General features: G+C 58.4%; 17 protein-coding genes and 1 tRNA gene. 6 read left to right on the top strand and 12 right to left on the bottom strand.

Features of this window, described 5'->3' with window-relative positions:
• Positions 1-174: 174 nt before the first annotated feature.
• The 4 genes from ACFOOP_RS06385 (at position 175) to kce (ending at position 4139) form a co-directional block, all read left to right on the top strand.
• Positions 175-1131 carry a helix-turn-helix domain-containing protein gene (locus tag ACFOOP_RS06385; RefSeq protein ID WP_379880039.1) on the top strand — a complete coding sequence of 319 codons (957 nt, stop codon included), beginning with the start codon at positions 175-177 and terminating at the stop codon, positions 1129-1131.
• A 100-nt stretch (positions 1132-1231) separates the two neighbouring features.
• The gene (locus ACFOOP_RS06380) at positions 1232-1693 is read left to right on the top strand and encodes a Cif family virulence factor (RefSeq protein ID WP_379880037.1); all 462 of its coding nucleotides are present in this window, start codon (positions 1232-1234) and stop codon (positions 1691-1693) included.
• Positions 1694-1710: 17 nt separating this feature from the next.
• Complete coding sequence (locus ACFOOP_RS06375) at positions 1711-3192, top strand: NAD-dependent succinate-semialdehyde dehydrogenase (RefSeq protein ID WP_379880036.1); 1482 nt, start codon at positions 1711-1713, stop codon at positions 3190-3192.
• An 11-nt stretch (positions 3193-3203) separates the two neighbouring features.
• Positions 3204-4139, top strand: coding sequence for a 3,5-dioxohexanoate:acetyl-CoA acetone transferase (kce, locus tag ACFOOP_RS06370; protein ID WP_379880035.1), 936 nt, complete (start codon positions 3204-3206; stop codon positions 4137-4139).
• Positions 4140-4148: 9 nt separating this feature from the next.
• Here kce and ACFOOP_RS06365 read toward each other — a convergent pair whose 3' ends face one another.
• The 12 genes from ACFOOP_RS06365 to rpmI all read right to left on the bottom strand — a co-directional run bounded on the left by ACFOOP_RS06365 (position 4149) and on the right by rpmI (position 16202).
• Positions 4149-5069, bottom strand: a complete 921-nt coding sequence (locus tag ACFOOP_RS06365; protein ID WP_379880034.1) for a cupin domain-containing protein — start codon at positions 5067-5069, stop codon at positions 4149-4151.
• 32 nt (positions 5070-5101) lie between these two features.
• On the bottom strand, positions 5102-5860 hold the full coding sequence (locus ACFOOP_RS06360; protein ID WP_379880033.1) for an HpcH/HpaI aldolase family protein: 759 nt from the start codon (positions 5858-5860) through the stop codon (positions 5102-5104).
• A gap of 123 nt (positions 5861-5983) precedes the next feature.
• Positions 5984-7300: an MFS transporter gene (locus ACFOOP_RS06355; protein WP_379880032.1), complete on the bottom strand. Its 1317-nt coding sequence runs from the start codon at positions 7298-7300 to the stop codon at positions 5984-5986.
• A gap of 35 nt (positions 7301-7335) precedes the next feature.
• Positions 7336-8292 (bottom strand): subclass B3 metallo-beta-lactamase, encoded by a 957-nt coding sequence (bla, locus tag ACFOOP_RS06350; RefSeq protein ID WP_379880031.1) that lies wholly within the window; start codon positions 8290-8292, stop codon positions 7336-7338.
• A gap of 213 nt (positions 8293-8505) precedes the next feature.
• Positions 8506-10632 (bottom strand): nuclear transport factor 2 family protein, encoded by a 2127-nt coding sequence (locus ACFOOP_RS06345; protein WP_379880030.1) that lies wholly within the window; start codon positions 10630-10632, stop codon positions 8506-8508.
• Between the two features lie 192 nt (positions 10633-10824).
• A tRNA-Thr gene (locus ACFOOP_RS06340) sits at positions 10825-10900 on the bottom strand.
• A 94-nt stretch (positions 10901-10994) separates the two neighbouring features.
• Complete coding sequence (pheT, locus tag ACFOOP_RS06335) at positions 10995-13403, bottom strand: phenylalanine--tRNA ligase subunit beta (RefSeq protein WP_379880028.1); 2409 nt, start codon at positions 13401-13403, stop codon at positions 10995-10997.
• Between the two features lie 13 nt (positions 13404-13416).
• Complete coding sequence (locus ACFOOP_RS06330) at positions 13417-13800, bottom strand: DUF302 domain-containing protein (protein WP_379880027.1); 384 nt, start codon at positions 13798-13800, stop codon at positions 13417-13419.
• Positions 13801-13811: 11 nt separating this feature from the next.
• The gene (gene pheS / locus ACFOOP_RS06325; RefSeq protein ID WP_379880026.1) at positions 13812-14888 is read right to left on the bottom strand and encodes a phenylalanine--tRNA ligase subunit alpha; all 1077 of its coding nucleotides are present in this window, start codon (positions 14886-14888) and stop codon (positions 13812-13814) included.
• Positions 14889-15111: 223 nt separating this feature from the next.
• Positions 15112-15414 (bottom strand): UrcA family protein, encoded by a 303-nt coding sequence (locus ACFOOP_RS06320; RefSeq protein ID WP_379880025.1) that lies wholly within the window; start codon positions 15412-15414, stop codon positions 15112-15114.
• Positions 15415-15632: 218 nt separating this feature from the next.
• On the bottom strand, positions 15633-15989 hold the full coding sequence (gene rplT, locus ACFOOP_RS06315; RefSeq protein WP_379880024.1) for a 50S ribosomal protein L20: 357 nt from the start codon (positions 15987-15989) through the stop codon (positions 15633-15635).
• Between the two features lie 12 nt (positions 15990-16001).
• The gene (rpmI, locus tag ACFOOP_RS06310; RefSeq protein ID WP_379880023.1) at positions 16002-16202 is read right to left on the bottom strand and encodes a 50S ribosomal protein L35; all 201 of its coding nucleotides are present in this window, start codon (positions 16200-16202) and stop codon (positions 16002-16004) included.
• Positions 16203-16608: 406 nt separating this feature from the next.
• On the opposite strand from rpmI, the gene ACFOOP_RS06305 reads away from it, so the two are divergent.
• Both ACFOOP_RS06305 and ACFOOP_RS06300 read left to right on the top strand, forming a co-directional pair.
• Entirely contained in the window at positions 16609-17553 is a 945-nt protein-coding gene (locus ACFOOP_RS06305) for an aspartyl protease family protein (RefSeq protein ID WP_379881520.1), read from the top strand.
• Between the two features lie 78 nt (positions 17554-17631).
• Positions 17632-18939 (top strand): metal-dependent hydrolase family protein, encoded by a 1308-nt coding sequence (locus ACFOOP_RS06300; protein WP_379881519.1) that lies wholly within the window; start codon positions 17632-17634, stop codon positions 18937-18939.
• Positions 18940-18968 lie beyond the last annotated feature (29 nt).

Here is an 18968-nt window from a genome sequence, read left to right as displayed (position 1 = left end):
CAGACCGGATGCGCAGATGTTTGCGTCAAATTTGCACGCGTCCCAAGACCTGCAAAATCCCTTATATTTCCTAGCTTGACGTCGCCGAAGGTCGGTGCAAGAGTCTGTTATAAGCGGTAAAAAGCCGCTTTTGGCACCGGAACAAAAAAGCCGGGCCAAGTGGGAGGTGTGCAGATGGAAAAGATTAGCACGATTGGTTTGCCGACAAGCGGCCGGACCGCAGCCTGGAATGCTCTTTATGCGTCGCAAATGAGCCAGGTTGAATTTACGCCCGCTGACAAACAAGGCTTTGGCGCTGAACTCAGCATCGGCACACTCGGCCCTGTCAAACTCGCGAAACTCACGATGGACTGCTACAGCGTTGAGCGCAGCAAAGATCACATCAACGACAAGCGACCGCGTATCTATTCGCTTCTTTTGCAAGCCAAAGGCAGCAGCGTTCTTCACCATTGCGGTCATGAATCAAACATGACGGAAGGTGATTTCGTTCTTGTCGACACCGGTCTGCCTCATTTCTTCGATACAAAAGATTTCTCTGTTACGATCATGGTGCGCGTACTGCCATCCTTGCTTCGCGAATATCTTCCTACGCCGGAACAATTCAGCGGCCTTCGCCTCGGCCATGCGGTCGGGCTCGTGGGCACGCTTGGCGCAATGGTGGAATCCTTGAGTGAAAGCGTCGGCAACGGAATCAGCGCCGATCATGAAGACCGTGTAGCGCGGCATCTGCTCGAAATGATTTCGATGTCTTACACGGCCGGTTTCGACATATCGGAAGACTCCGCCATTTTATGGCGCCGCCGGAACGACGTGATCTCGTTTATCGAAAGCAATCTGCGCGATCCTGGCTTGTGCGCGTCTTCCATCGCAACGAGCCTTAACCTGTCGCCGCGCTACCTTCGCTCGGTCTTTTCGGTTTCAGGCGAGAAAATCTCCGCCTTCATTCTGCGGCGGCGCCTCGAGGAATGCGCCCGGCAGATGAGGAACCCCGCCTGGAACGGCCATACGCTGACCGAAATCGCGTTTTCCTGGGGCTTCAACAGCGCCGCGCATTTCACCCGCTGTTTCCGCGATAAATTCGGCATGGCGCCCCGGGAATACCGGAGCGTCGCTACAAACGCCCACAACTAAGGCTCAAATCCGCTCCGCTCAAATTTTCTTTCCCCTCCGAACAAGACCGGAGGGGAAGACACCGCGATGGTCTATCCTGACCACATAAAGGAGCGCGGCGGTGTATCAGGATGACGTCCTTAAGTTAAATGCAGAACTCTCTCTGCAGCTTGCCGAATATTGGCATGAGATCGACACCAATGGGGGACGCAACGCCTCCACTTACTACACCGATGACGCAGAATTTCACGGCCAGTTCGCTTCCTATCACGGCAAGTCAAAAATTCAGGACTTCTATGACTGGCGGGTGAAACAGGGCCCGCGGCTATCGGTTCATTCCTTCACAAACTTTCGGGCTTACTTCACGGGCCCCGACACCGCCGAAGCAACAAACTTCCTTTTTCTCTACGCCAAAAATGGCGAGAAGGTTTTGCCAACCCATCCGCCCATCACCATTTCGCTGGCGACGGATCGGTACAAACGCACAAGCGATGGGCGCTGGCTTTGCACCTATCGGCGTTTCGAACATTGGTTCGAGGGCGACACGCCCGTGACCAACCCAAATCTGGACGATGATAAGTAAAGGTATTCGAGAGCAACATGCCTCACGCTGATGGAAGCCCCCAACTCGAACGCGGAAAACTGTCCCGGCCGGACCTGATCCGCGACAAGGCCTATGTGAACGGACAATGGATTGCTGCTGACGGCGGCGCCGTCATTGATGTCGATGATCCTTTCACTGGCGAGATTATCGGCCACGCGCCGTCGCTTTCAGAACAACAGGCGCGATCCTCGATTGACGCGGCCGAACGCGCCTTTCCCGCCTGGGCGAAAGTACTGACGCGGAACCGGGGCGCCATTTTGCGCCGCTGGTTTGACTTGGTCATAGCGCACCAGGAAGATCTTGCCCGCCTGATCACGCTCGAGAACGGCAAGCCGCTCAAGGAAGCCCGTGCGGAAGTCGCGTACGGCGCCGGCTTTATTGAATTCTACGCCGATGAGGCGGGCCGCATGATCGGGGAAATTATTCCCGCCCCGGTCGCCGGTCGCCGCCTGATGGTCGAACCCGAGCCAATAGGCGTATGCGCCGCAATCACGCCTTGGAACTTCCCGCTGGCGATGCTGACGCGCAAGGCCGCGCCGGCGCTCGCCGCGGGCTGCACGATTATCGCCAAGCCGGCGAGCCAGACCCCACTATCGGCATACGCGCTTGCGGTTCTGGCGGAGGAGGCCGGCGTGCCGGCAGGCGTCTTGAACGTCATCACCGGCAAAGCCAGCATGATCGGCAAGCTCCTCACCTCTTCTCCAGTGGTGCGCAAAATCAGCTTTACCGGCTCAACAGAAATCGGCGCGCAATTGATGGAAGCGTCAGCGCCGTTAATCAAACGTCTCTCGCTTGAGCTTGGCGGCAATGCGCCGCTCCTGATTTTTGATGACGCCGACCTCGAAACGGCTGTTGAAACGGCGCTTGTCGCGAAGTTCCGCAATAGCGGCCAAAGCTGTATCGCCGCGAACCGCATCTACGCTCAAAAAGACATCTGTGAATCCTTTCTGGACGCCTTTGCAGAACGCGTGAACGCACTCGCGCCGGGCGACGGTTTCGATGAAAGATCTGATATTGGTCCGCTGATCGATAAAGCGGGCGTCGCCAAGGTGGAAGAACATCTCGACGACGCCGTCAAAGGCGGCGCGACAATCCTCGCTGGCGGAAAATCTTCGGGCGGCCAACTAATGCCGCCGACGCTAGTGCGTGATGTAGCGCCGGACGCGCTGCTAACCAGCGAAGAAACATTCGGCCCTCTTGCCGGCGTCATTCCATTTGAAACGATGGAAGAAGGCGTCGCGCTCGCCAACAACACGCCCTTTGGGCTTGCGGCTTATCTATGCTCCGAAAACCCGGCGACCATCGCCCGCGCCGGCCGCGACATCGAAAGCGGCATGGTCGGGATCAACACCGGGCTGATTTCAACGGCGGTCGTTCCCTTTGGCGGCGTCAAGATGTCCGGTCTCGGCCGGGAGGGGTCTTCCCATGGGCTCGCAGAATATTTGAACCTCAAATATCTCTGCCAGGCCGGGCTTTAGGAAACGCGATCATGCGCAAAAGCGGTAAGGTCATGATCACCTGTGCGCCGACAGGCTCAATCCATACGCCATCCATGTCGCCTTATCTGCCGGTGACGCCTGACGAGATCGCCGCAGCGTCTATCGAGGCGGCGGAAGCTGGCGCGGCGATCCTTCATCTGCACGCCCGCGACCCGGAAAACGGCCGCCCAAGCCCAGCGGCGAAAGACTTCATGGCGTTCCTGCCGCGGATCAAACAGGCGAGCGACGCCGTCATCAATATATCGACCGGCGGCAGCGCCAACATGTCGCTCGACGATCGCCTCGAAGGCGCCCATGCGGCGCAACCCGAAGTCTGCTCTTTGAATATGGGCCCGCTGATTTTCGACTTCAGCGCCGCTGGCGCGAAAGTCGAGAAATGGGCGCATGAGTGGGAGCGCGACTATGTGGAAACGTCGAATGACCGCATCATGTATAATTCGAACAGTTATATCGAGCGGATCATGCGCGAAGTGGGCGAGGCCTATGGCACGCGGTTCGAATTTGAATGCTATGATATCGGGCATCTTTACACCCTCGCGCATTTCGCCGAACGCGGCCTGATTAAACCGCCTTTCCTCATTCAGGGAATTTTCGGCATCTTGGGCGGCGTCGGCGCGGACCCGCGTAACCTCGCCCATATGGTGACCATCGCCGACAGCCTGTTTGGCGATGATTATGTCTTTTCCGCCTTCGCGGCGGGCCGCAACCAGATGGCGTTCTGTAATCAGTCAGCGCTACTTGGCGGCAATGTCCGCGTCGGACTTGAGGACAGCCTTTATATCAGCCGCGGCGAGCTTGCGAAAAGCAACGCCGATCAAGTGCGTAAAGTGCGCAACATTATTGAAGAACTGGGCCTTGAAATCGCAACGCCCGATGAGGCCCGAAACCTGCTGGGCCTCAAAGGCGCTGACCACACAGCGTTTTAACAAAAGACCTTATGCGTCATCCATGTCCGGGGGCGTCGGATATTCGTCCGCATTGAGCACCCAGCCATCCATTTTCGAAAAGTCTTCGCGCGGCGGCGAAAAGATATCGATCAAGAGATTGACCCCGGGATCGACCGCCGCCGATGTGTGAATGGCTTTGGGCGGGATCACCGTCACGGATGGCGCGCCGCAAAGTTCATGATCGTCATCGCGCCATTCCGCAAGATTGGCCGTCCAGGGCCAGCGCAGATGATGCACATATTGGCCGCCGATAACGAGCGAACATTGTTCGAAGTCATCATGGTGGTGTGGCGACAATTTTGACGGGTCGCGCGGGCCATGCTGCGGCGGAAAGACATTCACCATGAACGTTGTACAGCGCCAGATCTTGCCGAAACGGCCCTCCTCTTCGGGCACATCAAGACTATAGCTGCGAATTTTGTAGCCGCCTTTCGGTTCCGGCCAGAGTTCAAGCGGCGGAATATGGGGATGATGCTCACGATAGTCTTTTTCATTGGCGGTCTTGTCCGCAAGGTCACGTGACTGCGTTGAAAAGAGACGAATGATTTTTCCGTCCGCCTTCACCGTAATGGAGCTGTCGCCCGGCGGCACGATGGTGATCGTGAAACCGCCGATTTCCCGCGTCTCGCGCGCGGCCGTCACGCTTGCGCTCATATCCTCGTCCTGCAGGATCAGGACATATTCATCAGGCTGGTCTTTTCGCTCAAATGTCGCCCCTGCTTTCACCTCGGAATAAGCGACAATGAAATTCTGGCCACGCGCCAGCCATGTCCGCGCTGTGTCAGTTTCTTCCTGCGGCGGCGAATCGTAAAACCGCTCATAAACGGCCGCCGAATAGGCTTCGCCGCTCGCCGCCGAGACGGCGCCGCTGGTGGAAAGACGGGAACGGGGATCAACAGTCTGACTCATTTCAACCTCAATGTAAGTTGCCGCAGACCGCGTTAGCGCGCGCGGCTTTCAGCGACAGCCGCAGCAGCGGCTTTCGCAAAGATCGTTGCATCGTTGCTTACCATGACAAGCGAATAGCCCATCTCAGTATAGATTTTAGCCTCTTCCGGCGTCGCGGCCGCAGCGCCGGAAAGCTTCCCAGAAGCGCGCGCAGCATCCGCAACACGCTGGGTAAGCTTGCGGACCTCAGGGTCGGAAGACGACTTTCCGCTCGACAAATACAAATCGCCATGTCCGATGAAAACGCCGCTCACTGTGGGAATTTCCAGATAATCTTCCACGGCCTCCACAGTGTCCCAGCTTTCGAGCTGGACCATGCGCAAACATTGTTCATCGCCGCGCTTGAGATAATCCGCCATGGGGGTCAGGCCCCAACTTCCCGCGCGTGACGTTGTGCCAAGTCCCCGCTCTCCGTTCGGGCTGAACACCATTTGCCGCGTGAGGCGCTCAGCCGTTTCAACACTCGTCATGCGCGGCGCGAGGAGACCGTCTGCGCCAGAGTCGAGGAGGCGCTGAATGTCGGAGCCACTATGGTCGGCTAAGCGCACCAGCGCCGCCATGCCGGACGCCTGCGTCGCGAAAATGAATTGATACACCTGATCGAGACTGTGCGGCGCATGCTCCATATCGATGACAAGGTAGTCAAAGCCGGCTTGCCCAAGCATCTCCACGGTCGCCAGGGTTGGAAGCTTGAGCCAGGTGCCCAAGAGGCCGCCGCCGCGGTTGGCGCAAAAGTCTAGAAACTGTTTCATCGGAACACCCTGAGCGGCACAATATCGAATGACGGAGCCCCGCCACTTTATCCAAGCGGCCCCAAGAGTTGACGCCGCCGGAAGTCACCTCGGCGGCGTTCACCACTTCGGCGGAAAACGGCCCTAGCCGGTCGCTTCCGGCGCCCGCCCTTCATCGAGTTCGCGCAGGTCGCGCCCCACCGTCTCCGGCAGCAGGACCGTGGCGATCAGGGCGCAAATGACGCCAATCACGCCCATCACAGTCATGGACACGTTAAGCGCGACCGTCGCCGCAAGGATCGCCACCCCCTGGATAAAGATGCCGCTCACCGCCCGCCCGAAATTATACGCGAAGGCTTGGCCCGATGCGCGTATCTGCGTCGGAAACAACTCGGTGAAATAAGGCCCGAACGATCCGTATAAGCCGAATTGGCAGAAAGCCTGAACGAAGCCCGCAGGGATGAGCAAATAAGCGTGACTGCCAAGCGGCGCACAAAGATAAACAATTGTGGCGACGATAAACGCAGCGCCAAACATTCGGAACGCCATACGCCGGCCGAACCGATCACTGAAATACGCATTGGCGATAAGCCCGAAAAAGGCGCCGGCGCTGTTCAGAAGAACAAATATCCCGGCGGTTGACGCCGAAATGCCGCGCTCATTTTGCAGGAAAGTCGTCAGGTAACTCGAGACCGAATAGCCTGCCCCCTGCGCGCCGACAGCAAGCAAGGCGGCCAGCGCCGTTATACGCAGATATTTCGGGCAAAAGATCTCCAATGGCGTGACCGATTTTTTCTCCGCATCGCGCTTGGCTTTATTCTCCTTGAACACTTCGGAGTCATCGTCGCCGCGGCGCACGAAAAAAATCAGCAGCGCCGGCAGGATGCCGATCCAGAAGACGATCCGCCAACCGAGTTCCGGTTCGAACATCGCAACGAACGGTCCTGCGAGAAGAGCGGCGAGACCCGACCCGACGGCGACGCCGCTTTGTACTGATCCGAGCGCCTTGCCGCGGTCCTTGCGCGCGACAATCTCGCCCAGCAAGACGGCGCCAACCGCCCATTCAGCGCCGAACCCAACGCCCTGCAACACGCGCAAGAACAAGAGTTGCTCATAGGTCTGAGCGAATCCTGAAAGAAAAGAGAAAACCGAAAACCACAAAATGGTCAGTTGAAGGATGCGCACCCGACCGAATTTGTCAGCGAGCCATCCACCCATCCAGCCGCCGATCGCCGAGGCGAAATAACTCGCGCTCGCAATAGCGGCAGCCTGCGCCAGCGTAACGCCAAAAGCGACGATGATGACCGGGATGAGATACTGATAGACAAGCGCATCCATCGCATCGAGCGTCCAGGCGACCGAACATGTCCAGAAGACGCGCCGGACTTTCCTGTCGGCGCGCTGGTACCACGCGAACGGCCCGGTTCCGACGGGCTCTTCAAGGCTTTCTGTCATGCTCATCAATTACGCCTGCTGTTTTATAAGCGATAGAAGTCTTATTGTTCGGCCGTTTCTTCGGCGATGCGTTTTTCGAGGCCGGCGGCTCCGCTTGCGGCATAAGCACGGCATGCACCAGAATCAACGAATGGATTAACCGTAGGGTCTTCCGCGCGCGCCGCCAGCTTTTCCTTCACACCAAATGAAAGCGGCGACGGCGTCAGCAAGACATCGCAAGGTAAATCGGCGACCGTTGCGACGGCGCTGCGAAATGCATCAACCCGGCTCGGATTATCGTCATCGCCCGTGAAACGGAAACCGGCGCCGGAGCGGGTTGAAAAGGAGTCGGCGAAGACGACGTCAAGACAGAGTTCTTCCTCGCAGGAGCGCCAGCTCCAGGCTGCGCTGCCAGGCGTGTGGGCTGGCGTATAATGCGCCGTCACTGTGATATCGCCGACTTCGAGCGTATCACCATCGGCGACGGCTTGCGCTTGCGGTACGGCGGGAAAGACATTGTCCTCCATAGCGCGTTGAGGATCGTCTTCCGTGGGCCGGCCCTGCTTGAGCGCTTCGACGCCGCGCTCCGTTGCGGCGACTTTTGCGCCGGTTGCGCGCGCCAGGGCGGCGATGCCCCCGGCATGGTCGAAATGGGCGTGGGTGTTCAATATCAGGCGCAAATCGCCGAGCGAAAATCCGAGCGCTTCGATATTCGCCGCAATTTGTGGCGCGGTCTGGGTCATTCCGCCATTGATCAGGACAAGACCATCATCTGAGGCAATCAGCACAGAAGAGATCATGGCCGTACCCACATAATAAGTGTCGCCATAGACCTGAAACGGCTCTGCGGGCTCGTTCAGCCTTTCGCAAAAATCACAGACATGCGCCGGGTCAGGCATCAGCGTAACTTGCCGCGTAGCCACCGGCTCGTCAGATGACGAACAGGCGGCGAGCGCCGCTGCGCCCAAAACGGATGCGGTTAGTCGCAACAATGCGGCGGCGGGGCTTTTCCAGATCATGTTCGGATTACCTTGGGCTAGAGGAAGCTGGCGGGATCAAAAGCGGCGGATCGGGAAGCGGCCTAGCCGTCTCCCGGCGCCTCTGGCCTCCAATTTCACCAGACGCGCCAATTATCTAGCAAGCATCCGGACGCCCGGTCTTGATCCGGGAGGCATACAAATTTGCCTCAGCTTTTGCCGCTTTGCAGCAAATGCGCCCACCTCTGCGCCTTATCACCGGCCCTGAAGTTCCACGCCGTCAATCTCCGGCCCGGTCGGAGGCTTCTGGTACCCATGCTTGGTCATGCTGGCCTCCGGCACGATCTCGCAGGGGACGCAATCGGGCCAATACGTCGCCGGTTCGCGCCCACTGACGGGATTTCGATAGTGAAACCACATGGGCAGGATGCCGGGCCATTCAATTGTCTCGCCAGTGCCGCCTTTGAACCCCTCCTGCCGCCGGCCAAGGTCGGTCAGCACGACATCGGGCGGATAGATGTCCAGAAGCTTGCTGCGATAGGGTTCGGCGTCGCCTTCCGGGTCCTTCGCCGCAGACCATCCGCCTTCCCATTCCGGGGAATAGAAATAGTGTTCATCAATGGTCAGGCTCCAGAACCGCCAGATGCCGTTCTCCAGCACAATCTGGTCATTAGGGTACATGCCGCCATGAACGCCGCCCATGTAAAAATAGGCGGGCGCCCCCGGATCTTTTGTTGTGCGTGGCTGAAACAGACGGGTGCGAAGATTGGCCGACCGTCCATCATGAGAGACATGAATGACGGGCTGGGTGCGCCAGTGAAATGAAATCGCGGGGCGCAGCTTTTTCGCCGGGCCCCACATTGCATTTGCGGCGCCCATGATCCGATCGCGCCCCAGATAATACCCGGCGAAGGGTGACTGCTTGTTTCCCTCGACAGCGAAAAGCGACGACAATTCCGTCCACTGAAAATCGTCAAGATAAAACCCATAGGCGGCGGACACATTCACGGCGCCGTCATAAGCCTCAGAGCGCAACAAACGGCGGCGCGCTTCCGCAAGGCGCATCTCTGGTTTCGGGGACGCCTGCTCCGCGTCAGCCTTTTCAACCGCGCCGGTCAGATTTTCATCTGCGACAAGGCTCAACTCGCCGGTATCCACAGGATCGCCTGTCGCCGGGTTAGGTCCGAGAAACGCCGGCAAATCCGGACTGAAGAGGCCAAGCTCGCCGCCATTCCCCCACCCGGTCTTGTATTGGGCTTTCATCAGCGGATAGACGCGCAGTTCCTTGAATTTCCAGACGCCGGCTTCTTTCACGAAGCGGTTGCGATAGACATTGATCCCCCAATGCGCCGTTCCTTCATCAGCGTCGCCCAGCATGGCGAGCTCGATCCCGCGGCTTTCCGCTTCACCCCCGGGCGCCAGCATGACGATGGTGTCAAACAGAGGATGCTCATTGAGTTCGCCATGGCTGAGCCCCGCCGGTCCCATTCGCTCCATGGCCTTGCGCACGCCCGCGCGCCCTTCGAATACGCCTTCGCCGCTAATCTCAACCGCGCTTTCATCAGCAAAAAGATCAACGATATCGTCCCACATTTTACGATCGACATAATAGCCATAGGCGTTTTGCAGATTTCGCACGGCGTCTTCGTCATTCAGCGCGTCGATGCGCTGTTCGAGACTATCTAGGGTTTCTGACGTCGCCGTCGCCGGCTCCACAGGCTCGGGAATGGGAATTCCCGTTTCATCAATGCTGAAATGGTAGGGAATAATCGGCAGGTCTTCCCCATCCACATTGGTCCACCCTTCCGTATAAGGACCTTCATATTGCGGATAGTAGCGCATTACTGCGATTTTCCAGACGCCATCTTCACGGACATAGTCATTTTCATAAAGACCGCCCTCGAACCAGGCCTCGCCGTTGCCATCGCCTTTGAATGCGAGGCTCATCCAGCGCCCTTTCGCGCTGACGCCATTCACGGACAAATTGATCAGCGGCTGGTCAATAAATTCCGTGTTGAGGGCGCCAGGCGCGAGATCTGAAACGGCAGCGCCCCTTTCACGCAACCAATTTTCGATTGCGGCGGCGCCTTCAATCTTCTGATCGCCCCAGGCGACAACGGCATTTTCGGAAAACAGGGCCGCCATGTCGGACCACAATCCGAACTGGCCATATTGCGCATAGTTGCGCTGCAGGTCCTTGACCGCGCGCAACGATTCAAGTCGTTCGACATCGCGGGCAAGATCATTGACGTCTTCCGACTGCTCTGCCTGCGTGGCGCTTACGGGCGACGCTTCATCTGTTTGTGCAGGGCGGGAACAATTTACGGCAAAGGCGCAAAGAAACCAGATCGCCAACGCCCTGCCGAATTTTAAAGCCGCCATTTGCAATCCTCCCGTTCGTTCAAAGCATTTTTCGGCAGCTTCAAACGAATGATCCATCGTTACAAGGCGTGAATGGGCGGCGGGCGCAATCCTCCAAAGATTACGCCCATAGGGTCAATTTGACCGGCGGGCGATCCTCCTTCGAAGGGTTGCTCCGCTCAAGCTGAAGACGGTGAGCTTTGGTTGAGGAAGTGGTGCCGCTTAGGTGACTTGAACACCTGACCCCATCATTACGAATGATGTGCTCTACCAGCTGAGCTAAAGCGGCAAACCGGCTGGAGGAGGCGCGTCATAACTTGGCGAGACGCGATCCGCAAGCCGGTTTGCGCGGGAAAAATGGCGCTTGCTGGCGCCGCCCCCCCTCAGGCCCGCAGGCTCCCGCCCACTGCCTTTTCAACCTGAGCCACGATGCGGGCCGAAACAGCCTCAATTTCCTCGTCGGTGAGGGTTTTGTCCCGCGGCTGCAGCGTCACCTCGACGGCAAGGGATTTCTTTCCTTCCGGCACGCCTTTGCCCTGGTAAACGTCGAAGAGGCTGACATCGGAGATGAGCTTTTTCTCCGCCCCGCGCACCGCCTTGAGGAGCGCTTCGGCGGCGACGGCTTCATCGACAACGAAGGCGAAATCGCGCGAGAGCGGCAAGAGCTCGGATGCGTCGAGTGCTGGCCGGGTTTTCGCCGCCTTCTTTTTCGGTTCGGGAATGAGGTCGAGGAAGACCTCAAAACCGTGGACAGGACCGTCCACATCCATGGCCTTCAACACCCGCGGATGGATCTCTCCGAAATGGGCGAGCGTTTTAGGCCCGAGGCGCAGCGCGCCGGACCGGCCGGGATGGAAATAGTCGGGCGCTTCCGCCGCCGTTTGCAAGCTTGCAACAGGCGCGCCCGCCGCTTCAAGCGCCGCCATGGCGTCAGCTTTCACTGTGAAGACATCGACCTTCGCCGCAACGCCCTGCCAGTGACGCCGGGGGTCGGAACGGCGCGCGCCGCCCGCGGCATTCGCATGATCCGTAGGCTGATCGCCAACATAGATCGGCGCAACCTCAAACAGGGCGAGATCATCGCGGCCACGGTCTGCGTTACGCTGAAGCGCGGCTATCAGGTTTGGCAGGAGTGACGAACGCATGACACCAAGATCGGATGCAATCGGATTGGCGAGGATGAGGCCTTTCGCCTTGATCACATTCGCGCTCATGAAAAGTTCGGCGTGTTTCTGATCAAGAAAAGACCATGTCACCGCCTCCAGAAGCCCGCGCCCCGCGAGCGCGCGGCGCGCCATGCGGCGGCGTTCCTGGCCTGCGGTCAGTTTTGGCGTTTCCACCGCTTTGAGCATGGGCAAGGGCGCAGCAGGCAACTTGTCGAAGCCGGTAATCCGCGCGATTTCCTCAACAAGGTCGGCCTTGCCCTCAATATCTGGCCGCCAGGACGGGGCATCCACTTGCCATGGGTCGCTTTTGCGCACGGTGAAGCCAAGCGCGGAAAGAATTTGCTCGCAATCCTGCGGCGCGACATCCAGACCGGTCAAACGCTTCACCTCAACGGGCGGGAAAAGAACGGTTTTGTCCATTTGCGGAATGTCGCCGGCAAGAACAATTTCCGACGGCTCGCCGCCGCACATATCCATCACGAGCTGCGTCGCCATCTCCATCCCCGGCAGGATGAACGCCGGATCGACGCCACGCTCGAAACGATAGCGCGCATCGGAGGCAATGCCGGTTTTGCGGCCGGTTTTCGCTGTACGCAGAGGATCGAAATAAGCGCACTCGATGAAGACATTCGTTGTTTCTTCGGTGCAGCCGGTGTCCTCGCCACCCATGATTCCGCCAAGGCCAAGAACAGCAGCGTCATCGGCGATCACTGTCATGGTCTCATCGACTTTATATTCCTTGCCATCAAGGGCGAGGAATTTTTCACCTTGCTTTCCAAGGCGCGCACGCAGAACGCCATTGAGTTTATCGGCGTCAAAGACGTGCAGCGGACGGGCGCGGTCGTAAGACATATAGTTGGTGATATCTACCAGCGCGCTGATCGGGCGCAGGCCGAGCGCACGCAGGCGATCCTGCAGCCATTTCGGCGATGGCCCGTTCTTGACGCCGCGCACATAGCGCCCGGCGAAAGCAGGACAAGCGTTTTCCGATCCCGCCGGGAAATCGAGCACAACCTTTTGCGGAGAAGGATAGGCCCCTTTCAGCGGTTTCGGTTCAGGCGTAATCAGTTTGCCGAGCCCCGCCGCGGCGAGGTCACGCGCAACACCGTTGACGCCGTTGGTGTCGGGGCGGTTCGGCGTCACTTCGAAATCGATCACCGGATCATTGGCGCCCATAATCTTCGCCACCGGATCGCCAACCTTCGCGGACGCCGGCGCCTCGATAATGCCGTCATGATCGTCGCCCATCTCAAGCTCGCGGACCGAACACATCATACCGAAGGATTCAACGCCGCGGATTTTCGCTTTCGAGAGGGTGACATCGATGCCGGGCACATAAGCCCCGACCGGCGCATAGGCGACCTTGATCCCGGCTCGCGCATTGGGCGCGCCGCAAACGATCTGCATCTCACCATCTTTGGTGGCGACCTTGCAGACCTGCAGCTTGTCGGCGTCAGGATGCGGGTTCGCTTCCAGCACTTCGCCGATGGAAAACGCCGCGAGGCGCTCTTCGGGATTTTCGACCGCTTCAACCTCAAGGCCGACAGCGACCATGGTCTCGACGATGTCATCAAGACTGGCGTCAGTATCGAGATGCTCTTTCAGCCAGGACAGAGTGAATTTCATTATTCTGCTTTTCTCAAAGGGAGTTCACAACGCGCGCAAGCGCTTCTTTCACGGGGCCGGCGATATCGCCAAGGCCGGGATTTTCCACCGCCTGCATGGAGGCGACCGGATCGACCGCGGCGACTTCAACGCCCTTGTCCGTTTTTTGAACAATTACATTGCAGGGGAGCATCACGCCGATCTTGTCCTCAGCGGACAGCGCCTTGTAGGCCATCTGCGGATTGCAGGCGCCGAGAATGCGGTAGGGACGGAAATCCACATCGATCTTTTTCTTCAGCGTCGCCGCGACGTCGATCTCGGTGAGGACGCCGAAGCCCTCGGCCTTGAGCGCTTCGGTGACACGCGCGATCACGTCGTCAAACTCACCGGATACGGTCTTTGCGATGTAGTAGCTCATGGTGTCAGCTCCTATTTGCTCAAGCCCGCCCACAGGCTCGGCTGGTCGGCGGCGTCAAAGCCGTAATGCTCCAGCCAGCGCGCATCGGCGGCGAAGAAATCACGCAGATCGGGAATGCCGTATTTCAGCATGGCGAGGCGGTCGACGCCCATGCCCCAGGCGAAACCCTGATACTCGTCGGGGTCGAGACCGCAATTGCGGAGCACATTCGGATGCACCATGCCGCAGCCGAGAATTTCCATCCAGTCATCGCCCTGACCGAAGCGGATTTCGTTCCCGACCCGCTCATAGCCGATATCCATTTCCGCTGACGGCTCCGTGAACGGAAAGAAATGCGGGCGGAAGCGCGTCTTCACATCGTCAATCTCGAAGAAGGTTTTGACGAAGGCTTCGAGCGTGCCTTTGAGATGGCCCATATGGGTTTCTTTATCGATGACCAGCCCCTCAACCTGATGGAACATGGGCGTGTGGGTCTGGTCTGAGTCGCAGCGGAAGGTGCGGCCCGGAATGATGATCCGGATCGGCGGCTTTTGCGACATCATGGTGCGGATCTGCACCGGGCTTGTGTGGGTGCGCAACACCATGCGCGAGCCATCTTCCTTCGGCTCGAAGAAGAAGGTGTCGTGCATTTCACGCGCCGGGTGGTCGGGCGGAAAATTCAGCGCCGTGAAATTGTGGAAGTCGTCTTCAATATCCGGCCCTTCAGCGACGTCGAAACCCATCGCCGAGAAGATCGCAATGATTTCTTCCGTAACCTGACTAACCGGGTGAATTTTGCCTTTTGGCTCCGGGCGGATCGGGAGCGTCACATCGATTTTTTCAGACGCGAGGCGTTCATTCAAGGCCGCCTCTTCCAGCGCCTGTTTTTTCGCTTCGATCGCTTCGGTGATGCGCGTCTTGAGGCCGTTCAAGGCAGGGCCCATTTCCTTGCGCTCTTCAGGGCTCATCTTCCCGAGCGTTTTCATCCGCTCGGAGACAGCGCCTTTTTTGCCGATAGCGCCGACCCGCACTTCCTCAAGCGCGGCGCCCGTTTCCGCGGCGGCGATTTTAGCGGCGAGATCGCGTTCCAGTTCTTCAATGTCGGACATCGGGTCCGGTCTCCAGTCCTATCAAATACAAAAAAAGCGCCATCCTCGGATGACGCTTACCGGCAGATACCGCTTTGGTCACCCGTTCAATCGGCGCTCCGAAAAAAGAACTCAAAATCAGGCATGAAAGGCGGCTCCGCGCTGTCAGACACTTCAATATAAAGAGCGGGCCCTCTTGTCGAGGGCCCGCTCTGTCTCATGTCCGGTGAGAGGAAGCGCCGTCCTATTTGGCGGCGATCTGGGTAGGTTCAGCCTGAGCCGTCATAAGCTTTTGAGCGATCTGGGCTTCGGCGTCGGCGGAAGCCTGTTCGACACAGTTGCGCAGACGGGACGCGTAAAGCGGCGAGCCGGCATATTCGGCCTTACAGACCTTGGCGGCGGCGGCGCTGATGTCAGACTTAACAGCTTCAAGATATGCAGGGTCTTCAAGACGGGCCGAATCGAATTCGACGACAATGTCGCCAGCAAATGCGGGGGCCTGGACGGCCACGAATACTGTGGCGGCGATAGCAAGGGTCCGGATCATTTCGGTATTCCTTTCAATCGGTTAACGAAAGCCCGGGCGTCTCCGAATTGTTATTGGTCACAACAATGCTGCGACGCACAATGAATATCACAACGAATCGTTCAGTCAACATTTTTGTATGCGTTGCGTACAATTTTCATGAAATTCGACCCCTCCAAAAGAGAAAGGCGCCTGGAAACCAAGCGCCTTTCTGGATCGTTTTTTTCGCGGAAAGATTGTTAGGCGAGAGCTGCTTTCGCTTTGTCGGCAAGCGCCTTGAACGCTTCCGGCTCTTTCACGGCGATGTCGGCGAGCACCTTGCGGTCAACTTCGACGCCGGCCTTGGTCAGGCCGTCAATGAAGCGGGCATAGGTGAAATCAAGCTCACGGCAGGCGGCGTTGATGCGCTGAATCCAGAGCGAGCGGAAATTACGCTTGCGGACGCGGCGGTCGCGATAGGCATATTGGCCGGCCTTCTCCACCGCCTGATTGGCGACGCGGAAGGTGTTTTTGCGGCGGCCGTAATAGCCTTTGGCTTTGCCGATGATTTTCTTGTGGCGGGCGTGGGCTGTGACGCCTCTTTTTACACGTGACATGTCGAGACCTCCTTACCGCGCGTAGGGCATGTATTTTTTGACGATCCGGGCGTCCGCATCCGAAAGCAGATCCATGCCGCGGTTCTGGCGGATTTGCTTGGGCGTACGCTTGATCATGCCGTGGCGTTTGCCGGCGACACCGGCCTTGACCTTCCCGGAGGCGGTCATCTTGAAGCGCTTTTTGGCGCCAGACTTTGTCTTCATCTTGGGCATTTTGCTTTTCCTAAAAGGGCCCTTTCGGGCGCGCAACAAAACCGCCAAGGCATGCCATCTGGCCTGGCGGCTGGTGAGAAGGCGCGGGTTATAGCCGAAGAGGCCGTTATGGCAAGGGATTTCGCCCTATTTTATCAAGAGAAAAGCCCCACTGAGGAGAGCGACAAGAGAAAGGACGAACAAAGCCGCCTGAATGCGCGGCGGCAGCCTCTTCATGATATGCAACATTCTCCGCTTCCCTCACATGTTTTGCATTGAAGTATGACCGGGCAGTCCGCCGTGACAAGCCCTGACAAGCTGGCTAGCATTTATCCGGGGCGCGCATTCCTCTCGCGGAAAATATAAAAAACTCAAGGGTGGGGCGCATTTAGTGACTGGATTTATAAGGCTTTTTCGCTCCGTGGCCATGGCCGCAGCGGGCGTGACCATAGGGCTGGGGGCGCTCGGCGGCGCGCTGGCGGCGCATCCTTTATCCGGCGCAGAGCCGTTCGATTGGGTTCCCTACCGCATCGATTACCAGGGTTGGATCACTGTTAACGCAACTGTGAACGGCGACGGCCCCAATGATTTCATCGTCGATTCCGGCGCCACCATTACATCGGCTTTCGCCAATCTCGCTGAAAAGCAGAATTTTATCCCGGCCGAGCGTGGTCCGATCAAAATTCTCGGTCTCGCCAGCACCGAGGCCCTGCCCGCCTACCAGCTGGGCGAGATCTCCGTTGGAAAGCTCCGCCTGGAAAACCAGATCGGCGTCGTTCTGCCCGATTGGGCGCCGCCCAATACACCGCCGCAAGGCGTCCTTGGTCTCGATCTCCTGACCCGCCACACCGTCATGATCGATGAGGACGCGCGCCGGGTGAACTTTTATGAACGGGGCGTCAGGCCCGACCGAAACGCCAAGGGGTGGACACGAACCAGCCTGAAGCCGCTGCATGTCGCAGACCAGGACACGCCGCTTTATCAGATCAATGTGAATGTCCGCGGTCTCGACATTCCTTGCGTCGTCGATCTTGGCGCATCAGGAACGGTTTTCAATGGCCCTGCTTTGCGCGCCATGTCCTCAGGCGTCCGCATCAATTCCTATGGATATAGAAGCTCCACCGCCGCCTCCCACCTTAACGATGTTTTTGATAACACGTCGAAGGCGAAAGCGGTGAAAATCGCCCGCCTCAAAATCAGCGGCGCGCGCTGGCGCAATCAGATCTTCCTGGTTTACGATGCGGAAGTCTTTCGCGCCCTTGGCGCCGGGGCGAAACCTTTCTGCCTCGTGGGCATGGATCTGTTCGCTGATCGCAGCGTCATTTTCGACTTCGCCAACGAACATTTCTACATAGGCCCACCTGCGAAATAATACGCCTGCATCGCCTCGACACATAACATTCGACACTGCCGTTGATCTTCGCCGGCCAGCTGTCCAGGGAGCTCCATGATGAAACGACTATTGCCTTTCGCCCTCGCGCTGATGTCCACCGGGGCCCAGGCCGCCGATTACGCCATCATTCACGCCGGGCGCCTGCTCGCCGTTCCCGGCAATGCAGTAACCGAGAATCAAACCATCATCATCAAGGACGGTTTGGTTGAGCGTGTGGCGAACGGATTTCTCGGCGCGGATGCGATTGGCGCTGGCGCGGATGACACAGTCGTCCTTCATGATCTGAAAGACATGTTCGTGATGCCCGGCCTGATCGACGGCCATGTGCATATCCTCAGCGAAAACAATCCCCGCGCAAGGCTGCAACGCGTGGAACTGTCGGACGCGGACAACGCCATCACCGGCGCAGGCTTCGCAAAGAAGACATTGATGGCCGGCTTTACGACAGTGAGAGATGTCGGCGCCGGCTCGGGCGATGCTATCTTCGCCCTGCGCGACGGCATCGCCCGCGGCGACGTCACGGGCCCGCGCATATACGCTTCCGGCGCAACGATTTCCGTCACCGGCGGCCATGGCGACGGCACCCAAGGCTACACAGACGAGATCGCAGAACTGCTTCATTCCAAAGGCGTGTGCGACGGCGTTGGTGAATGCCGCCACGCAGTGCGCGAACAGGTGCGCCGCGGCGCCGATCACATCAAGCTAACGGCGACGGCCGGCGTTCTTTCAAACACTTCAGCCGGCCTTGAGCAGCAATTCTTTGAGGACGAGCTAAAAGCCATTATGGATTCAGCGCACGCCATGGGCCGCAAGGTCACGGCGCATGCGCATGGCGTCAACGGCATCAACGCCGCCTTGCGCGCCGGCGTCGATTCTATCGAACACGGCACCTATCTTGATGCAGAGTCGATCCGCCTGTTCAAACGCAACAACGCCTATCTGGTGCCAACCATTCTCGCCGGGGTCACTGTCGCGGAATGGGCGGCGGATCCGAGTTCTTTCCTGTTGCCGCCGCAACGCGAGAAGGCCGCCGAAGTCGGTCCGAAAATGATCGACATGGCGCGCCGCGCCCATGAAGGCGGCGTCAAAATCGCTTTCGGCACGGACACGGGCGTTTCGAAACATGGAGACAATGCGCGCGAGTTCGCATTGCTGGTGCAGGCGGGCCTTACGCCTATGGAGGCGATCCGCGCGGCAACGGTTTCAGGCGCCGACAACTTAGGAAAATCCGATATGCTCGGATCGATCGCGCCAGGAAAATATGGCGATCTTGTCGCCGTTGAAGGCGACCCCCTTTCCGATATCACCGAGCTTGAAGACATCGACTTCGTGATGAAGGAAGGCGTCGCCTACAAGGCGAAATAGTCCGTCTAAAGCCATGTCATTTCTGATTG

The organism is Hyphococcus aureus (assembly GCF_042643165.1).
Taxonomy (GTDB): Bacteria; Pseudomonadota; Alphaproteobacteria; order Caulobacterales; family Parvularculaceae; genus Hyphococcus; species Hyphococcus aureus.
The sequence above is the reverse complement of the archived record's forward strand: the minus strand, read 5'-3'. Positions and strand labels throughout refer to the sequence as shown.